General features: G+C 62.7%; 18 protein-coding genes, 2 tRNA genes and 1 pseudogene. 12 read left to right on the top strand and 9 right to left on the bottom strand.

The features are described from left to right. Positions 1-4 precede the first annotated feature (4 nt). Together QQJ84_RS16165 and QQJ84_RS16160 are read left to right on the top strand one after the other, a co-directional pair. Entirely contained in the window at positions 5-295 is a 291-nt protein-coding gene (locus QQJ84_RS16165) for an antibiotic biosynthesis monooxygenase family protein (RefSeq protein ID WP_284259341.1), read from the top strand. 48 nt (positions 296-343) lie between these two features. Beyond that, on the top strand, positions 344-1912 hold the full coding sequence (locus tag QQJ84_RS16160) for a peptide chain release factor 3 (protein WP_284259340.1): 1569 nt from the start codon (positions 344-346) through the stop codon (positions 1910-1912). Positions 1913-1991: 79 nt separating this feature from the next. Here the strand turns inward: QQJ84_RS16160 and QQJ84_RS16155 are convergent, their stop codons facing one another. Next, positions 1992-2366 carry a CZB domain-containing protein gene (locus QQJ84_RS16155; RefSeq protein ID WP_284259339.1) on the bottom strand — a complete coding sequence of 125 codons (375 nt, stop codon included), beginning with the start codon at positions 2364-2366 and terminating at the stop codon, positions 1992-1994. A 207-nt stretch (positions 2367-2573) separates the two neighbouring features. Between QQJ84_RS16155 and QQJ84_RS16150 the strand changes: the two genes are divergently transcribed. Further along, a tRNA-Lys gene (locus QQJ84_RS16150) sits at positions 2574-2649 on the top strand. Here QQJ84_RS16150 and QQJ84_RS16145 read toward each other — a convergent pair. Beyond that, a complete protein-coding gene (locus tag QQJ84_RS16145) occupies positions 2612-3271 on the bottom strand; it encodes a substrate-binding domain-containing protein (protein WP_284259470.1) in 660 nt (219 codons plus the stop codon). The genes QQJ84_RS16150 and QQJ84_RS16145 overlap by 38 nt on opposite strands. On the opposite strand from QQJ84_RS16145, the gene QQJ84_RS16140 reads away from it, so the two are divergent. Further along, positions 3207-3419: a hypothetical protein gene (locus QQJ84_RS16140; RefSeq protein ID WP_284259338.1), complete on the top strand. Its 213-nt coding sequence runs from the start codon at positions 3207-3209 to the stop codon at positions 3417-3419. The two genes, QQJ84_RS16145 and QQJ84_RS16140, sit on opposite strands and share 65 nt — an antisense overlap. 32 nt (positions 3420-3451) lie before the next feature. Here the strand turns inward: QQJ84_RS16140 and QQJ84_RS16135 are convergent. After that, positions 3452-3589 (bottom strand): annotated as a pseudogene (locus QQJ84_RS16135) (helix-turn-helix domain-containing protein); the annotation flags it as partial. A 115-nt stretch (positions 3590-3704) separates the two neighbouring features. Between QQJ84_RS16135 and QQJ84_RS16130 the strand changes: the two are divergent. From QQJ84_RS16130 to QQJ84_RS16115, 4 genes are read left to right on the top strand one after another with little or no spacing between them, the layout of a single operon-like run. Then, the gene (locus QQJ84_RS16130; RefSeq protein ID WP_284259337.1) at positions 3705-4316 is read left to right on the top strand and encodes an FMN-dependent NADH-azoreductase; all 612 of its coding nucleotides are present in this window, start codon (positions 3705-3707) and stop codon (positions 4314-4316) included. A 20-nt stretch (positions 4317-4336) separates the two neighbouring features. Continuing rightward, entirely contained in the window at positions 4337-4969 is a 633-nt protein-coding gene (locus QQJ84_RS16125) for a YceI family protein (protein WP_284259336.1), read from the top strand. A 4-nt stretch (positions 4970-4973) separates the two neighbouring features. Next, positions 4974-5531, top strand: coding sequence for a cytochrome b (locus QQJ84_RS16120; protein WP_284259335.1), 558 nt, complete (start codon positions 4974-4976; stop codon positions 5529-5531). Between the two features lie 12 nt (positions 5532-5543). After that, positions 5544-6098, top strand: a complete 555-nt coding sequence (locus QQJ84_RS16115; protein WP_284259334.1) for a YceI family protein — start codon at positions 5544-5546, stop codon at positions 6096-6098. Here QQJ84_RS16115 and dmeF read toward each other — a convergent pair. Genes dmeF through QQJ84_RS16100 form a run of 3 tightly spaced genes read right to left on the bottom strand, consistent with a single transcriptional unit; the run spans position 6095 to position 9590 of the window. Further along, positions 6095-7321, bottom strand: coding sequence for a CDF family Co(II)/Ni(II) efflux transporter DmeF (gene dmeF, locus QQJ84_RS16110; RefSeq protein ID WP_284259333.1), 1227 nt, complete (start codon positions 7319-7321; stop codon positions 6095-6097). The two genes, QQJ84_RS16115 and dmeF, sit on opposite strands and share 4 nt — an antisense overlap. 7 nt (positions 7322-7328) lie before the next feature. Next, complete coding sequence (locus QQJ84_RS16105; RefSeq protein ID WP_284259332.1) at positions 7329-7607, bottom strand: metal/formaldehyde-sensitive transcriptional repressor; 279 nt, start codon at positions 7605-7607, stop codon at positions 7329-7331. A 54-nt stretch (positions 7608-7661) separates the two neighbouring features. Then, positions 7662-9590, bottom strand: a complete 1929-nt coding sequence (locus QQJ84_RS16100) for a putative bifunctional diguanylate cyclase/phosphodiesterase (protein ID WP_284259331.1) — start codon at positions 9588-9590, stop codon at positions 7662-7664. A gap of 319 nt (positions 9591-9909) precedes the next feature. Between QQJ84_RS16100 and ispD the strand changes: the two genes are divergently transcribed. Both ispD and QQJ84_RS16090 read left to right on the top strand, forming a co-directional pair. After that, a complete protein-coding gene (gene ispD / locus QQJ84_RS16095) occupies positions 9910-10602 on the top strand; it encodes a 2-C-methyl-D-erythritol 4-phosphate cytidylyltransferase (RefSeq protein WP_284259330.1) in 693 nt (230 codons plus the stop codon). Continuing rightward, positions 10599-11372 carry an enoyl-CoA hydratase gene (locus tag QQJ84_RS16090; protein ID WP_284259329.1) on the top strand — a complete coding sequence of 258 codons (774 nt, stop codon included), beginning with the start codon at positions 10599-10601 and terminating at the stop codon, positions 11370-11372. Before ispD ends, QQJ84_RS16090 begins: the two co-directional genes overlap by 4 nt. Before the next feature lie 186 nt (positions 11373-11558). Here QQJ84_RS16090 and QQJ84_RS16085 read toward each other — a convergent pair. The 3 genes from QQJ84_RS16085 to QQJ84_RS16075 form a co-directional block, all read right to left on the bottom strand. Continuing rightward, positions 11559-11633: transfer RNA gene (locus QQJ84_RS16085), tRNA-Gln, on the bottom strand. An 11-nt stretch (positions 11634-11644) separates the two neighbouring features. Then, positions 11645-12493, bottom strand: coding sequence for a 4-(cytidine 5'-diphospho)-2-C-methyl-D-erythritol kinase (locus QQJ84_RS16080; protein WP_284259328.1), 849 nt, complete (start codon positions 12491-12493; stop codon positions 11645-11647). Then, on the bottom strand, positions 12490-14184 hold the full coding sequence (locus tag QQJ84_RS16075) for a tetratricopeptide repeat protein (RefSeq protein WP_284259327.1): 1695 nt from the start codon (positions 14182-14184) through the stop codon (positions 12490-12492). Before QQJ84_RS16075 ends, QQJ84_RS16080 begins: the two co-directional genes overlap by 4 nt. A 208-nt stretch (positions 14185-14392) precedes the next feature. Between QQJ84_RS16075 and apaG the strand changes: the two genes are divergently transcribed. Next, a complete protein-coding gene (gene apaG, locus QQJ84_RS16070; protein WP_284259326.1) occupies positions 14393-14797 on the top strand; it encodes a Co2+/Mg2+ efflux protein ApaG in 405 nt (134 codons plus the stop codon). A gap of 207 nt (positions 14798-15004) precedes the next feature. Beyond that, positions 15005-15637, top strand: coding sequence for a GTP cyclohydrolase I FolE (folE, locus tag QQJ84_RS16065; RefSeq protein WP_408862237.1), 633 nt, complete (start codon positions 15005-15007; stop codon positions 15635-15637). Positions 15638-15708: the final 71 nt, after the last annotated feature.

The raw sequence follows: 15708 nt of genomic DNA, 5'->3' as shown, positions 1-15708 counted from the left end.
GTTCATGGTTACAGAGTTCGCCGAAATCGAGGTCATCCCCGGAACCGAAGCGCAGTTCATCGCCGGGGTGGCGGCGAGCCGCGAAGCCTTTCTCCGTTCGCCCGGTTGCCATGGCCTGGAGCTGCACCAGAGCATCGAGAGCCCGCAGCATTTTGTGTTGCAGGTTAAGTGGGCAACCGTGGCCGACCATATGGAAAAATTCCGCGGCGCCGCCGAATTTCAGATCTGGCGCGGCAATGTCGGCCAGTTTTTCGCGGTGGCGCCAAAAGTCTGGCACAGCAACACCGTAGCCTGAGACTCCGGGCCGGTGGCGCGGGGCGGAGAATTTTGGTAGGGCGTGCCGATGGACCAGGCCCTACCCATTTCCGAAACCGGCGCGAAGATCCCGCCCCGGCGCACTTTCGCCATCATCTCCCATCCGGACGCCGGTAAAACCACGCTGACGGAGAAGCTGCTGCTCTTCGGCGGCGCCATCCGCGAGGCCGGCATGGTCAAGGCCCGCCAGGACCGCCGGCAGACCCGCTCGGACTGGATGAAGATCGAGCGCCAGCGCGGCATTTCGGTTACCTCCTCGGTGATGACCTTCGAGTTCGGCGGCGCCGTGTTCAACCTGCTCGACACGCCAGGCCACGAGGATTTCTCCGAGGACACCTACCGCACCCTCACAGCCGTGGATTCGGCGGTGATGGTGATCGACGCGGCCAAGGGCATCGAGCTGCAAACGAAAAAGCTCTTCGAGGTCTGCCGCCTACGCAACATCCCGATCACCACCTTCATCAACAAGGTGGACCGCGAGGGCCAGAATCCGTTCGAGCTGCTGGATGAGATCGCCAACACCCTGGCGCTGGACATCACGCCGATGGTCTGGCCCATCGGCACCGGCGGGCTGTTCCGCGGCTGCTATGATCTGCGCTCAAACCGTCTGGTCTCGGCGGTGAAACCCGGCCAGGACCCCGCGGGCGTGAAATTTGACATTCCGGCCAACCAGCAGGCGCAGCTGGAGGAGGATGTGGAGCTGATCCGCGCCGCCTACCCGGAGTTTGACCAGCAGGCCTTCTCCGAGGGGCACCTGACCCCGGTGTATTTTGGCTCGGCCCTCAAGGATTATTCGGTGCGCGAGCTGCTGGAAGGCTTGGTCGCCAACGCCCCCGCGCCGCAACCTCGCGCGGCCGATACGCGCGTGGTGGAACCAACTGAGATCCCCGTCACCGGCTTTGTCTTCAAGGTGCAGGCCAATATGGACCCCCAGCACCGCGACCGCATCGCCTTCACCCGCATCTGCTCAGGCAAATTCGTGCGCGGCATGAAGCTGATCCACTCGCGCACGCTCAAGCCCATGGCCATCCAGGCGCCGATCTTCTTCTTCGCGCAGGACCGCTCATTGGCCGAGGAAGCCTATCCGGGCGACATCATCGGCATCCCCAACCACGGCACGCTGCGCGTGGGCGACACGCTGACCGAGGGCGAGAAGCTGCGCTTCACCGGCATCCCGGATTTCGCCCCGGAAATCCTGCGCCGCGTGCGCCTGGCAGACCCGATGAAGGCCAAGCAGATGCGCAAGGCGCTGGAGGATCTGGCGGAGGAGGGCGTCACCCAGGTGTTCCGCCCGATGACCGGCGCGGAATGGATTGTCGGCGTTGTCGGCGCGTTGCAGCTCGATGTGCTCTCCAGCCGCATCGAGCAGGAATATTCCGTGCCCGTGGCTTTTGAGGCCGCCCCGTATGACACCGCCCGCTGGATATTCTCCGAGGATCAGGCGCGCCTGAAAACCTTCATCGAGCAGAACAAATCCGCCATGAGCGAAGACCGCGAAGGTGCGCCGGTCTACCTGGTGCGCAACAGCTGGGAGCTTAACCGCATGAAGGACAATTTCCCCGAAATCACCTTTTCCGCAACACGCGAGAGGCGCTGAGCGCACGCGGTTTTATAACGGTATGTTGCGGAATCTTACGGCCGGGTGTTCTCTACGCAAGACCTGGCCGATGAGGCCCTTACGCAACCATGGATTTTTGATTCACAATTCCATCAAGCGCCAGCAAACGGTTTACCAAAAGGGTAGATCGTTGCAACATCGCCGTTTCCATTTGTCTGGCACGTATCGCATCTGTGCGGCGCGCATTCACCGCGGCGATCGAGGTGTCGTGAAAAGCTTCGTGATGCTGGCCGATTTCGGTCCATAAAGCCGTTGCCTCGGGCACATCCATGTCACGGATCAGTTCGTTTCCGTCATTTTCATACCATTGTCCGAACTGGCAACTGCTATGGTCGCAACAATGAGGCTCCTCGGAGTTTTTTGCCAGGCAACTGCGGACCATTTTAACGTAGTTCACATGCTGCGTCACAGCACGTAATATCTGAATCGCCACATTCCCCTCCAGAACTGAGTTACAACCTTTCATACCATTTTTAAAAAATTAAATCTATCTAAAATAGCAAAAAACTCACGATTCCGTGAGTTTTTGAATAAACCTATTTTCCCGGAGGTTATCAAGCCGCCGGGCAAATTGGGCGGGCCTTAATATCCGGGGAGGGCTTTCCATTCGCGGCGGGGTTTGCTAGAGGGTGCGCGCGGCGGGTGCTTAGCTCAGTTGGTAGAGCAGCTGACTCTTAATCAGCTTGTCGTAGGTTCGATCCCTACAGCACCCACCATTCCCAATTGTTTACCTGTTTTCAGTAGAATATTCGCGGGTTCCTCAGCGGCAAACAGTTTCAACTGTTCAACGAACCAGCGCCCGGCAGGCCCTGGCGGCGTGTCGGCGCGGTAGGCGGCCGACATCGGCATAATTTCCCGCCCGTCGGGCTCATCCTCCACCCGTATTTCGCTCAGCGCGCCCTCGGCGATGTCGCGCGCCACCATGGCCAGCGGCATCCCGCCCCAGCCGAGTCCGGCCAGCAGAAACGCATGTTTGGCGCCCAGATCCGCCAGGCGCCAGTTGCGCGGCGACATCACGCGGAACTCCCGCCCGTGGGAAAGCTCGGTGCGGTCGGTCAGCACCAGTTGCACATGCCGGGCCAACTCGCATTCGGGCACCGGCCCCGCAATCTGCGCCAGCGGGTGGGTGGGAGCCGCGACGAACACAATCTTCACCCCCAGCAGGCGCTCACTCACAAGCTCCGGCACACTCAACGGCAGCGTGCCGATCACCCCCAGCTGGCACTGCCCATCCAGCACCGCCTTGGCCACACCGCCCAGCGCTTCCACATAGATGCGCAGCGGCGTCGCGGGGAAGCGCTCGCCGAAGGAAGCCGCCGCCCGCGTCAGCACCGCCATCGGGAACATCACGTCAATTGCCACGGAAAGTTCAGGCTCCACGCCCGAGGACATGCTCTTGGCGCGGGCCTTCAAGGCGTTGAGCGTGTTCGCCACCGCCCTTGCATCCGCCAGCAGCAGCCGCCCCGCCTCGGTCAGTACCGGGTAGCGCCCGGAGCGCTCAAACAACGCGACGCCAAGATGCGCCTCCAGGCCGGCGATGGTCTGGCTGATGACCGACTGTGCCCGGTTCAGGCGCCGCGCGGCGGCGGAAAAACTACCTTCCTCGGCGGCGGTGATAAAGCAGCGCAGCTGGTCGAAGGAAACGCCGTCGAGCATGGGGTTCGTCCTATATATCGGAATATACGATACTATCCATTAAAATCTATAGTCTTTTAAGAGTAGTTTGAAAAGCCTATATCGGCGCCATCGAACCACTTTGAAAGATTTCACCATGAAGCTTTTACATATCGACTCCAGCGTGCTCGGCGGCAACTCCGTTTCGCGCGGCCTCACCGCCGGTATCGTTGCGCAGCAAAAATCCCTGCACCCAGCACTGGAAGTCACCTATCTCGACCTGGCGCAGCAGCCGTTGCAACACCTCTCGCCCGCCCATATCGGCGCCATGTTCGGCCACCCGCCCGCTGATGCCGCTGTGCAGGCCGATATCGCCACCGGTGCCGCGTATCTGGACGCGTTGTTCGCCGCCGATATCATCGTCATCGGCGCGCCGATGTATAATTTCACGCTGCCGACGCAGCTGAAGAGCTGGATTGACCGTATGCTGGTGGCGGGCAAGTCCTTCAAATACACCGAGGCCGGTGTTCCGGTCGGGCTGCTGCCGGCTGGCAAGAAGGTATACATCGCCTCCTCGCGCGGTGGCGTGCATAGCGCCGGTTCGCCGACCGCCTTCCTCGACCATCAGGAAACCCTGCTGAAAGCCACGCTTGGCTTCATCGGCCTTACCGATGTCACCGTCATCCGCGCCGAGGGCGTGGCCGTGCCGGATCTGAAACCCGCCGCCATCGCCGCCGCGCAGGCGCAGATCGCCGCGCTCGCCGCTTAATTCAAGGAAAGACTTTTGCCATGAAATTCAACGTAAAAACTCTGACTCTCGGGGCCACGCTGCTTGCCGCCGCCCCCGCTCTTGCCCCCGCTTTCGCACAGGCGCAGAGCATCCCGCCGCTCAACACCAACCCCGCCGCCATTCCCGCGGCGGCCTATAGCGTTGAGCCCACCCACACGCGCGTGCTGTTCGCGGTCTCGCACATGGGCTTCACCACCTGGTACGGCCAGTTCACCAATGTTTCGGGCACGCTGAACCTTGACCCGAAGGCGCTGTCCTCCAGCTCGTTTGACATCACCATTCCCGCCAACACCATCTCCACCACCAACACCAAGCTGGATGGCGAGCTGAACAGCCCGGAATGGTTCGACACGGCGAAATACCCGGTCATCGAGTTCAAATCGGAGAAGATTGTCCGCACCGGGCGCGATACGGCCAAGGTGACGGGCGAGCTGACCTTCCATGGTGTCACCCGGCCCGAAACCCTGGATGTCACCTTCAACGCCTCCGGCGTGAACATGCTGAGCAAGCAATACACCGTGGGCTTCAACGCCAGCGGCCATATCAAGCGCAGCGACTTCAACCAGAAAACCTATGTCCCGCTGATCGGCGATGATGTCACGCTCATCATCAGCGCGGCCTTCGTCAAGTAAGCCCGTGGCCCCGGCACGCTACAACACGGTCGCGATCATCCTGCATTGGGTGATCGCGCTGGGTATCCTGGTGCAGATCGTCATGGGCCTCGCCATGACGCATCTCGCCATCCCCATCGGGCTGAAATTCCAGCTCTACCAGTTGCATAAATCCATCGGCATCACGGTGCTGCTGGCGGTTTTTGTGCGTGTCGCGTGGCGGCTGGCGAATCGTCCGCCCGCCTTGCCGGCCACCATGCCCGCGCTGGAGCGCTTCGCCGCCGAGGCGACGCATTGGGGGCTTTATGCGCTGATGTTCGCCCTCCCGCTCACCGGCTGGGCGGAGGTTACCGTCTCGCCGTATCATATTCCCACCGTGCTCTTCCGCCTGGTTCCCTGGCCGGATTTTCCCGGTCTCGCCGGGTTCGCTGGCGGCAAGCTGGCTGATGCCATCGCCACCTTCGTGCATACGCGGCTCGCATTTCTGATCATCGCGCTGCTCGGCCTGCATGCCGCCGCCGCCTTGCGCCACCATTTCCTCCTGCGCGACGGTATTCTGCGCCGGATGCTTCCCTTTCTTTAAAGGATTTCTCCGATGAAACGTCTTGCCTCCGGCCTCACCCTGCTCGCGCTTGCCTCCTCCCCGGCACTGGCCGCCAACTGGACCATGGTACCCGCGCAAAGCACGCTGGGTTTCTCCGGCGTGCAGACCGGCTCGCCCTTTCAGGGAACATTCGGGCAATGGAGCGCGCAGATCAGTTTTGATCCCGCCACCCCCCAGGCCGCGCATATAAAAATCACCATCGCCACATCGAGCGCCAAAACCGGCGATACCCAGCGCGACGAGGCGATGCCCGGCGCCGACTGGTTCGATGCATCAGCCTTCCCGCAGGCGGTGTTTGAGGCCACGGGCTTCACGCCCGAGGGCGGGGCGAACTACCAGACCACCGGCACGCTGACGATTCGCGGCATCAGCCAGAAGCTGACCCTGCCGTTCTCACTGGTTGTCACCGGCAATCAGGCCGTGGCCAAGGGGCAGGTCGCGCTCAAGCGCACTGATTACGGCGTCGGCCAGGGTAATTGGGCCACCGGCGACTGGGTCTCGTTCACCGCCGGTGTCAACTTCACCCTGGTGGCGAACAAAAACTAAGCCGCCGGCCGCACTTCCACCGTGATATGCGAGAGCGCGCGGAAACGTTGCAGGCGGGTGCGGTAATATTCCGCATCGCGGCCCTGGCTGGTGGTCACCGACACAATGGCGCCCAAATGCCCCGGCCCCAGGCGCCAGAGGTGCAGATCAGCCAGCTCGTCGCCACCCTCCTCGATGGTCTCGCGCATGGTTTGCGCCATATCCTGGTCCGGGTTCATATCGAGCAGGATGCCCCCGGTGTCGCGCACCAGGCCCACCGCCCAGCTCGCGATAACACAGGCGCCGACGATGCCGGCCAGCGGATCCATCCACATCAGACCAAAGAGTTTTGCGGTGAACAGGCCGATGATGACCAGCACGGAGACGGCGGCATCAGCCATCACATGCACCAGCGCCGCGCGCATATTGTTGTCACGCCCGGTTTTCTCGTGCGCGTGCTGGTGTTCGGCGTACACAACCGTATGGCTCTCACCGTTGATATACGTGGTGGCGCTGAATTCATGCGGCTCGGGAATCTCCTCGGCCGACTCCAGATAGCCGCCGCGCGAGAGCATGGTGAAGGTTTCGGCGCGGCCATCGGGGCGGGAAATCTCGATCCGCGCGGTGGCGGGCAGGGGGGCCGTCCCGGCATACAGCCGGAAGCAAGGCGGGACGCCCTCCTCGAAAATCTCCAGGCTCAGCGAGCCATTTTGCGTTTCCAGGCGGCGCACCTCATCATGCGGGTGGTCATGCGCGTGATCATGCCCATGGCTATGCCCATGGTCGTGCCCGCCGCTCAGCAGCCAGGCGCTGACCACGTTCACAACCAACCCCAGCACGGCAATCGGGATCGCCTGATTAAAATGAATTGGCACCGGCGCAAAAAACCGGCGCACCGCCTCAAAGCCGATCAACAGCGCGATCATGCCGAGGATGATCGCGGAGGTGAACCCCGCGAGGTCGCCAAGCTTGCCGGTGCCAAACGAGAAGCGCGGGTCATGCGCGTGCCTGCGGGCAAAGGTGTAGGCCAATGCCGCCAGCAACAAGGCGCCCGCATGGGTGCTCATGTGCAGCCCATCGGCCACCAGCGCGATCGAGCCGAACCACCACCCGCCAACAATCTCCAGCACCATCATGGCGGCGCAGAGCCAGATCACGATCCATGTGCGGCGCTCGTTCTGCGCATGGGTGCCGCCCAGAAACACATGATCATGGGCGGTAGCGGCCGGTCTGGTCTCGGTCATGGCAATCTCATTTCAAATAGGTTCTGATCACGCCGAGCAATTGCTCAGCACCTTCGGTGTTCAGCGCGCCGGGGTATTTTTCAGGGTCCACCAGATGCGTCATCACATGCTCCTCCACCACCTCGGCCATCAGCCCGGCGATGGCCCCGCGCACGGCCGCGATCAGATGCATCACCTGCTCGCAGCCCGCCTCCGCCTCCAGCGTGCGCTCAATGGCGTCAATCTGGCCTTTGATCCGGCGCACGCGCGCCAGGAGCTTTTGTTTGCCGCGGACGGTATGGGTCATGCCGCCTGATAACATACCCCCCCACCCTATAAAAGGGTGCGGTCCACGGTAAATTTACAAGCGCGATGGTTGCCGGGCGGTTGCGCCGGCCACGCCAAGATTGAACGTGCGGGCAAAGGCGGCGGCATTCATGGGGCGGCCAAAATAATAACCCTGGCCCTCATCGCAGCCTTCCCGCACCAGGGCGAGGGCCTGTGCCTTGGACTCAATTCCCTCCGCCGTTACCTTCAGGTGCAACGAGCGGGCCAGCGCGAGCACGGCATGAATCACGGCGGCTTCCGCCTGGTTGTCGCAGATGGAGTGCGTAAAACTGCGGTCGATCTTCAGCCGCGACACGGGAAAGCGCGTGAGCATGCTGAGCGAGGCGAAGCCCGTGCCGTAATCATCAAACGCAACGCCCACCCCCAGCTCGCGCAACTCCTGCAATGGAGCGATGATATCATCCTCATGCCGCAGGATGATGTTTTCGGTAATTTCGAGTTCCAGCGCCTCCGGAGGCAGTCCGGCGGCCGCGCAGGTGCGCACCACCCATTCCACCAGATTGCCGGAGCGAAACTGCGCGCCAAAAATATTCACCCCGATCCGGAAATCAGCCTTTCCCTGCGCCCGCCAGAGTGCCGCCTGGCGGCAGGCGGTCTCGATCACCCAGGCGCCGACGCGGGCCGAGAGCAGCCCGCCCTCCAGCGCGCTCAGGAAATGCTCCGGGGTGAGCAGGCCCTGCTCGGGATGGCGCCAGCGCAGCAGCGCTTCCGCCCCCGTCAATGCGCCATCGGCCAGGCGAACCTGCGGCTGGTAGAACATCTCAAACTCGCCGCGTTCCAGCGCCAGGCGCAGCTCTGTGTCGCGCAGCACCTTGCCTTGAGCCTGGGCGCGTAAGCCCGCGTGGTAGATGCGCGCGCAATGCCGGCCTTCCGCCTTGGCCTGGTAAAGTGCCAGATCGGCATTGGCGAAGAGTTGTTCGGGGTCTTTGCCATGCAGCGGGTGGATGGCGATGCCGATGCTCGCGCCGATGTTGATCGGGTGGCCATCCAGCATGACCGGCTGCGAAATCTCCGTAATCAGCAGATCAGCCCTGGCCATGACCGCGACCGGGCCGGTCACGCCGGGCAGCAGTAACGCGAATTCATCCCCGCCGAGCCGCGCCGCGGTGTCCGGTGGCTGTGCGGCGCGCTGAATCCGCTCGGAAATCTCGCCCAAAACCCGGTCCCCGGCGGAATGGCCCAGCGTATCGTTGACATATTTGAAACCGTCCAGGTCGATCAGCAGAAGCGCCCCGGCGCTACGGATATTGCGGGCGAGTTGCGCCCGCAGCGCGTTGCGGTTCAATAGCCCGGTCAGCGCGTCCTGCTGCGAGAGCAGCAGCAGCCGTTCCTCATTGGCGTCGCGTTCGGCGACATAGCGCCGCACGGCCAAAATTTCAGCCGCTTTATTACGACTCCATCGCTGCCAGATCTGCCCGACGCTTGTAACCAGAAACAGGCCGGAGGCGAGCAGGCTCAGAAGAACCGGCAGGGACGGGCCTTCATGCCGTGACAGGGTGTTGAACGGCAGCAAGCAGAAATAGACAAGATAAGGAAAAACCATGGCTTGAAACGCCGCCAGGCAGCCAATGGTGATCAAAACGGAGTTCAGAATCGTGCCGCAGAGCAAAAAAGCAGCGGTCACATCGCCCCAGCTTCCCAGTTTTTGGCCAAGCAGCATGGTCGCAGCCCCGAACAAGACCGAACTCAGGGCGATGATCGTCAGGGCGATGACATGTTCGCGGCCTTCATGGGGTGGGATATCGCGTTTCACGGCCGAGAAATAGAAGACCTCCACCCCCTGGAGGCTGATATATGCCGTCATCAGGGGAATGCTCCAGGTCCAGCCAAGCAGCAGACCGCCACAGACCATTTGGGTAAGCCCCGCGGCCAGCCGGGTGCTGAGTTGCCTGCGCCGGTCACGCATCACCTCGGCAAGCGAAATTTGCGCTGTATTCAGCATTGCACCGGCGCCCGGCATCCGCGCGTGACGCCGCGGGTTAAAGGCGAACCTAACCAGCCGGTTAAATTGCGGCGCAATTCAACCGGGCACGATCTGCTACGGACGGCATTTTTTTGCGGTTTCAAAAATCCCCACGGTTTTTCTATCGAAACAGTTACACAGTTCACCCGCCTTCGCAATATAAACGGGGTTTTGGTTAACTATTCATAACTCCCTGCGGGGCCAGAGGTTGGGACAAACCCCGCGGGAAGTTGAACCTTTCCGGGCCGCGTGCTTATCGGGGGGTAAATTGGCCGCTCATTTTGGTGCAGGGACAAGTATGAACATCGCGATCATCGTTGCCGCCGGCCGCGGCTACCGTCTGGGCGGGCCGCTGCCCAAGCAATATCTGCCGTTGGCCGGGCAGCCGATTCTGCGCCACACCATCCAGGCCCTGGCCTCGCATCCGCGCATCGGCGCCGTGCAGGTGCTCATCCACCCCGATGACAGCGCTCTCTACGCCGCCGCCACCGCCGGGCTGAGCATCCTCCCGCCGCTGTTGGGCGGCGCCGCGCGGCAGGATTCGGTGCGTCTCGGGCTGGAGGGGGTCGCCGGGCTGAACCCCGCCAAAGTGCTGATCCATGACGCGGTGCGGCCCTTTATCACCCACACCACCATTTCCGCCGTGCTGGAGGCGCTGGAGCGCTCCCCTTGCGCGCTCGCCGGCGTGCCCCTGGCCGATACGCTCAAGCGCGTGGAAAACGGCCGCGTCACCGCCACGGTGGACCGCGCCAATCTCTACCGCGCGCAAACCCCGCAGGGCTTCGGCTACGCCGCCATTTTGGCCGCGCACCGCCAGGTGCAAGGGCTGGGGATTGAGTTCACCGACGATTGCATGATCGCCGAGCATCTGGGCATGCCGGTGGAAATGGTCCTGGGCTCGGAAGACAATTTCAAGATCACCACCGCGCAGGACCTGCAACGCGCCGAGATTTTTCTAAAAACCAAGCTTCAGGAAGGAGCCACACCATGAGTTATGAGACCATTATCGTCGAACAGAAAGGCCGCGTCGGCCAGATCACCCTCAACCGCCCGCAGGCGCTGAACGCGCTGAACAGCCAGCTGATGAACGAGCTGGTCACCGCCGCCGAGGCGTTTGACCGCTCGAACGAGACCGGCGCCATCCTCATCACCGGCTCGGCCAAGGCCTTTGCCGCCGGGGCGGACATCAAGGAGATGCAGAGCAAGACCTATATGGAAGCCTATCTGAGCGATTTCTTCTCCACCTGGGACCGGCTGACCGCGCTGCGCACCCCGCTCATCGCGGCGGTCGCGGGCTTCGCGCTGGGCGGCGGCTGCGAGCTGGCGATGATGTGCGACATTTTGCTGGCAGCCGATACCGCGAAGTTTGGCCAGCCGGAGATCAAGCTTGGCGTGATGCCCGGCATGGGCGGCTCGCAGCGGCTCACCCGCGCCGTCGGCAAGGCGAAGGCGATGGAAATGTGCCTCACCGGCCGCATGATGGGCGCCGAGGAAGCCGAACGCGCCGGGCTCGTGGCACGCATCTTCCCCGCCACCGAGCTCGTGGAAGAAGCCCTGAAGATCGCCACCACCATCGCTTCCATGTCCAAGCCGATTGCGATGATGACCAAGGAGACCGTCTCGCGCGCCTTTGAATCCTCGTTGCGCGAAGGTATTTTCTTCGAGCGCCGGTTGTTCCATTCGCAATTCGCCACCAACGACCAGAAGGAAGGCATGGCCGCCTTCGTTGAGAAGCGCCCCGCGAATTTCACTCATTCTTAGTTCATTCATTTTTAGAGAGTGCGATGACCCCGGCTTGCCCCGCTCAGCGGCAAAAGCCGGGGTCTGAATCGCCCTCTGGACTGAGTGCGATGACCCCGGCATGACTGCTTAACATCAGTTATGGCCGCGCCGCCTGCTTTCGGGTCACTGCCCAAAACCGGCTGATATTTCGCGGAAAAGTTTAGCTGGCTGGGACGGGAGGATTCGAACCTCCGAATGGCGGAATCAAAATCCGCTGCCTTACCACTTGGCGACGTCCCAATGCGCCCTGCTCATATGTCGGCAAGGGCAGGGTCGTAAAGCCCCCCACCCCAACACCACCAGCCCGGCTGGTTTATCCCCCCCGCCGCCGCCGCCGCTTGCGCCGGCGTGGCAAACAACGCGAAGCATGTCGCGCCGGAGCCGCTCATGCGCGCCAGCAGCGCGCCGGGCAGCTCCGCCAGCGCGTTCAGCACCTCGCCGATCACCGGCTCAATCCCGATTGCCGCCGCCTGCAGATCATTCGTGCACCGCGCCAGATCAGCCGCCATGCCAGCCGCATCCGCCCAGCGGTCCGCCAGTTCCGCCGGTGGCGTAAATCCCCCCCGCCGCGCGCGAAACACCGCCGGCGTGGGCACCGCCACCCCCGGATTCACCAGCACCATGCCAAATTGGGGCAGCGCCGGCGCCGGGGATAAAACCTCGCCAATTCCGCCCATCCGCGCCGGTTTCGAGTCCAGACAAACCGGCACATCCGCCCCCAGCCCAAGGGCAATCTCCTCCAGAGGCGCCTTTATGCCCCAGTAGCGCGCCAGCAACCGCAACGCCGCCGCGGCATCGGCCGAGCCGCCGCCAATGCCTGACGCCACCGGCAGGTTTTTCTCGAGCGAAAGCGCCGCATGCCCATCGGGCCGCAACGCCCGCGCCGCGCGCAACAAAAGATTATCCGGCTCCGCCCGCAACACCCCGCCAAACCGCCCAGAGAGGCTAAGCGTCAGCGCCTCGCCGGGTGCCACGCCCACCACATCCCCCACGGCGGGAAACACCGCCAGACTGTCGAGCAAATGATACCCATCCGCCCGTTTACCGGTGACATGCAGGAACAAATTCACCTTCGCCGGTGCAAAACGCCGCAGCATCATGAAACCGGCGGAAAATTCTGCTGGATCTTCGCCTTCAGCTCGGCTTCCAGCTTCGCATCCGGCCCCAGCGAAAGGGCGCGCTGCCACTGATACGCCGCCTGCAGTTTCTCGCCCGCCTGCCAGAATGCATCACCCAGATGCCCATTCACTTCGGCATCGTCGGGCGAGAGCTGCACCGCCTGCGTCAACAGACTTAGCGCGGTCTGGATATTGCCCCGCTTCATGTTCACATAGCCCAGCGAGTCGATCACCGCGCCGTCATTGGGGTCAAGCGCCATTGCGCGCTCCAGCATCGCCTGCGCCTCGTCCAGTTTTTCACCCTTCATGGCCCAGGTGTAACCTATATAGTTCAGCACATACGGCTGGTTCGGCCCCAGCGCCAACGCCTGCAGCATGTCAGGTTCCGCCGCCGCCCAGTCCTTCACCGTATCTTCGCAAATGCCGCGGTCAAAGAACAATGACCACGCGGCCGGCGGCGGCGGGTCACCCATGGCCGCAATCGCCTTGCTGTAATAGGGAATTGCCGCCTCCATCTCATTGGCGGCGCGCAACGTGTCTCCGGCGGTCGCCAGCAGGCCCGGGTCCTGCGGGCTTATCGCGATCAACTTGTCGAGCAGTGTGACGGCGTCGGCGGAGCGTCCCAGGCTTGCGAGCAAATTGGCTTCCTGCATGGCCACCGGGGCGAACAGAGGATCATGTGGCGTTACGGGTGCCAGGGCATCCAGGGCGTTTTGCAACATAACAGGGGAGGGGGTCGCCGCCGGATTATCCGCGCCGGAGAGCGTATTGGCCAGCAGCAGCCGCGCGGCGGTTAAATCCGGCCGTAATTGCAGGGCAAAACGCAGAAACACCTGCTGCAGAAATGCCGATGAAGACTGGTTCAATGATCCCGCCAGGGTGAGATACGCTTCCGCCAGTCCTTGTGATGCCGTCGCCACCACGGGCTGCGCGATCTGCGCCTGCAACCCCGGCAGCGCAATCTGCAAATCGGGATGCGCCTGCGCCAGTGAATCCAGCTCCTGCTGCGCCAGCGCCTGCGCCCCCTGGCGCGCCTGCCAGCTCGCCAGAATCTGCGCCAACCGCAGATTTGGCTGCTCATTGCTCACGGCGTTGTAATATTGCGCCGCATCGCTGATATCGTGCCCCGCATCGGCGATCATCGCCGCGTTCAGCACATAAACCGGCGCGAACGCCCCGGCGCTGAAATACGGCTGCAACACCTTCAGCGCCGCCTGTGTATTGCCCTGGCCAAACCTGGACCACGCCAGCAGAACCGGCTTTATCAACCCCAGCAGATCATCCTGGGGCAGAGCGCCATACACCGCCGCCGCCTGCGCGTAGTCGCCAGCCATCGCGGCCTGATTGCCCAGCAGCAGCGCCGCCAGCGTATTGCCCGGCAGCTGCGGCGCCAGCGCCAGCGCCTGGGGGGCGCCCGCCTGCACCGAGGCCAGAAATCCTTCCCCGATCATCGCCGGATTGCCCGGCGCGGCCGCCAGCCCCCGGGTAAAATATTTCACCGCTGCCGCTGGGTCGTTCCGCGCGGCGGCATAATGGGCCGCCAGATACGCACCGTAGGCGGCATTTGGCGGCGGGTAGCTTGCCGCCCCGCTAGGCCCCGCCGCCGCGCAGGCCGAAAGCATTACGCAGGCGGCAACGGCAAAACGGCGGCGAACCAGGGAGAACTTATCCATCGCCCCGGTGTAGCAGCGCCGCCCGATCAGGCAAAGCGCGTGTTTACATTCCTGGCTTGTGAGCCTCTCCCGGCTGCGTTACGCTTCCATGACGCTGGCGCCAGAGCAACATTTGATCAGATGGAATCATCTGATCGGGTAAAATTGCTCGCCAAAACCAAAATGCTCTATGGCCAAGACCTAACCTGCTGCTAGGAAAATACCGCGCATGAACCCAGGCTTTCAGGCAACCACCGCCGGCATCACCGTCACGGTGCGGGTTTTTTATCTGGCCGACCAGTCAGACCCCGAGGCCGCGCGTTTCGCCTGGGCCTACCGTGTCACCATCACCAACGCCAGCCCGCTCACCGTGCAGCTGCTCCGCCGCACCTGGCACATCACCGATGCCCACGGCCGCAGCCAGCATGTGCATGGCGAGGGCGTCATCGGTGAAACCCCGGTGCTGGAGCCTGGCGAGACCTTTGAATACACTTCCGGCACGCCGCTCTCCACGCCCTCCGGCTTCATGACCGGCCAATACCACATGCTCGCGGTGGACGAGGACCGCCAGTTTGACATTGAAATCCCGGCTTTCAGCTTGGATAGCCCGCACCAAAACACAAGGGTTCATTAATCGTTTTGGCGCAAAACTGCGGCCACATGCGCTGTCATGGGTTGCGGGTTTTTTGTCATTGCCCATATGGCCGTTTAGGGCTTCACATAGCGGCGTGATTTCTCGCGGCGCGAAATTGATCCACCTTCGGGGGCTAATCGTATAACTCAACACCCTGATCGCTCAGGTACTTAATAACATCGCAGACGGAGACCCGCCTTGAACGTCGTGACATCCAAAGCAAAGCTCACCAAGGCGCCGCGCGCCGCCAAAAAGCCCAGCCGCGCGGAAGCTGAATCCGCCGTCCGCACCCTGCTCCTCTGGGCCGGGGAAGACCCTGAGCGCGAGGGCCTGCTCGATACGCCCGGCCGTGTCGTGCGCTCATATGAAGAATTTTTCCGTGGCTACGGTGAAGACCCGGTCGCCCTGCTCGCCCGTACCTTTGAGGAAATCGAGGGTTACGACGAGATGGTCGTGTTGCGCGATATCCGCGTCGAGAGCCATTGCGAGCATCACATGGTCCCCATCATCGGCAAGGCGCATGTCGCCTACCTGCCGGGCACCCGCGTCGTCGGCATCTCCAAGCTTGCCCGCGTGGTTGATGCCTATGCCCACCGCTTTCAGATCCAGGAAAAACTAACCGCGCAGATCGCCAATACCATCAATGACGTGCTGCAGCCGCGCGGCGTCGCGGTGGTCATCGAGGCGGGGCATCAGTGCATGTCCACCCGTGGCGTCCACAAACCGGGTGCCAGCATGGTCACCAGCCGCATGCTCGGCGCCTTCCGCGATGACCCCTCAACCCGCCGCGAGTTTTTGGCGATGATCTCGCCGCGCAGCTGCACGGCGGTGGAGGCCTAAAACCGCTCCCAAGTTGCCCGAAGCCGTATTCACCGTTAAGCAACGGCCGGACCATATCCGGCCGCTTTAAC

This window comes from Acidocella aquatica, from assembly GCF_030160635.1.
Classification (GTDB): domain Bacteria; phylum Pseudomonadota; class Alphaproteobacteria; order Acetobacterales; family Acetobacteraceae; genus Acidocella; species Acidocella aquatica.
Note: the sequence above shows the minus strand (reverse complement) of the source record. Positions and strands in the feature narration are given on the sequence as shown.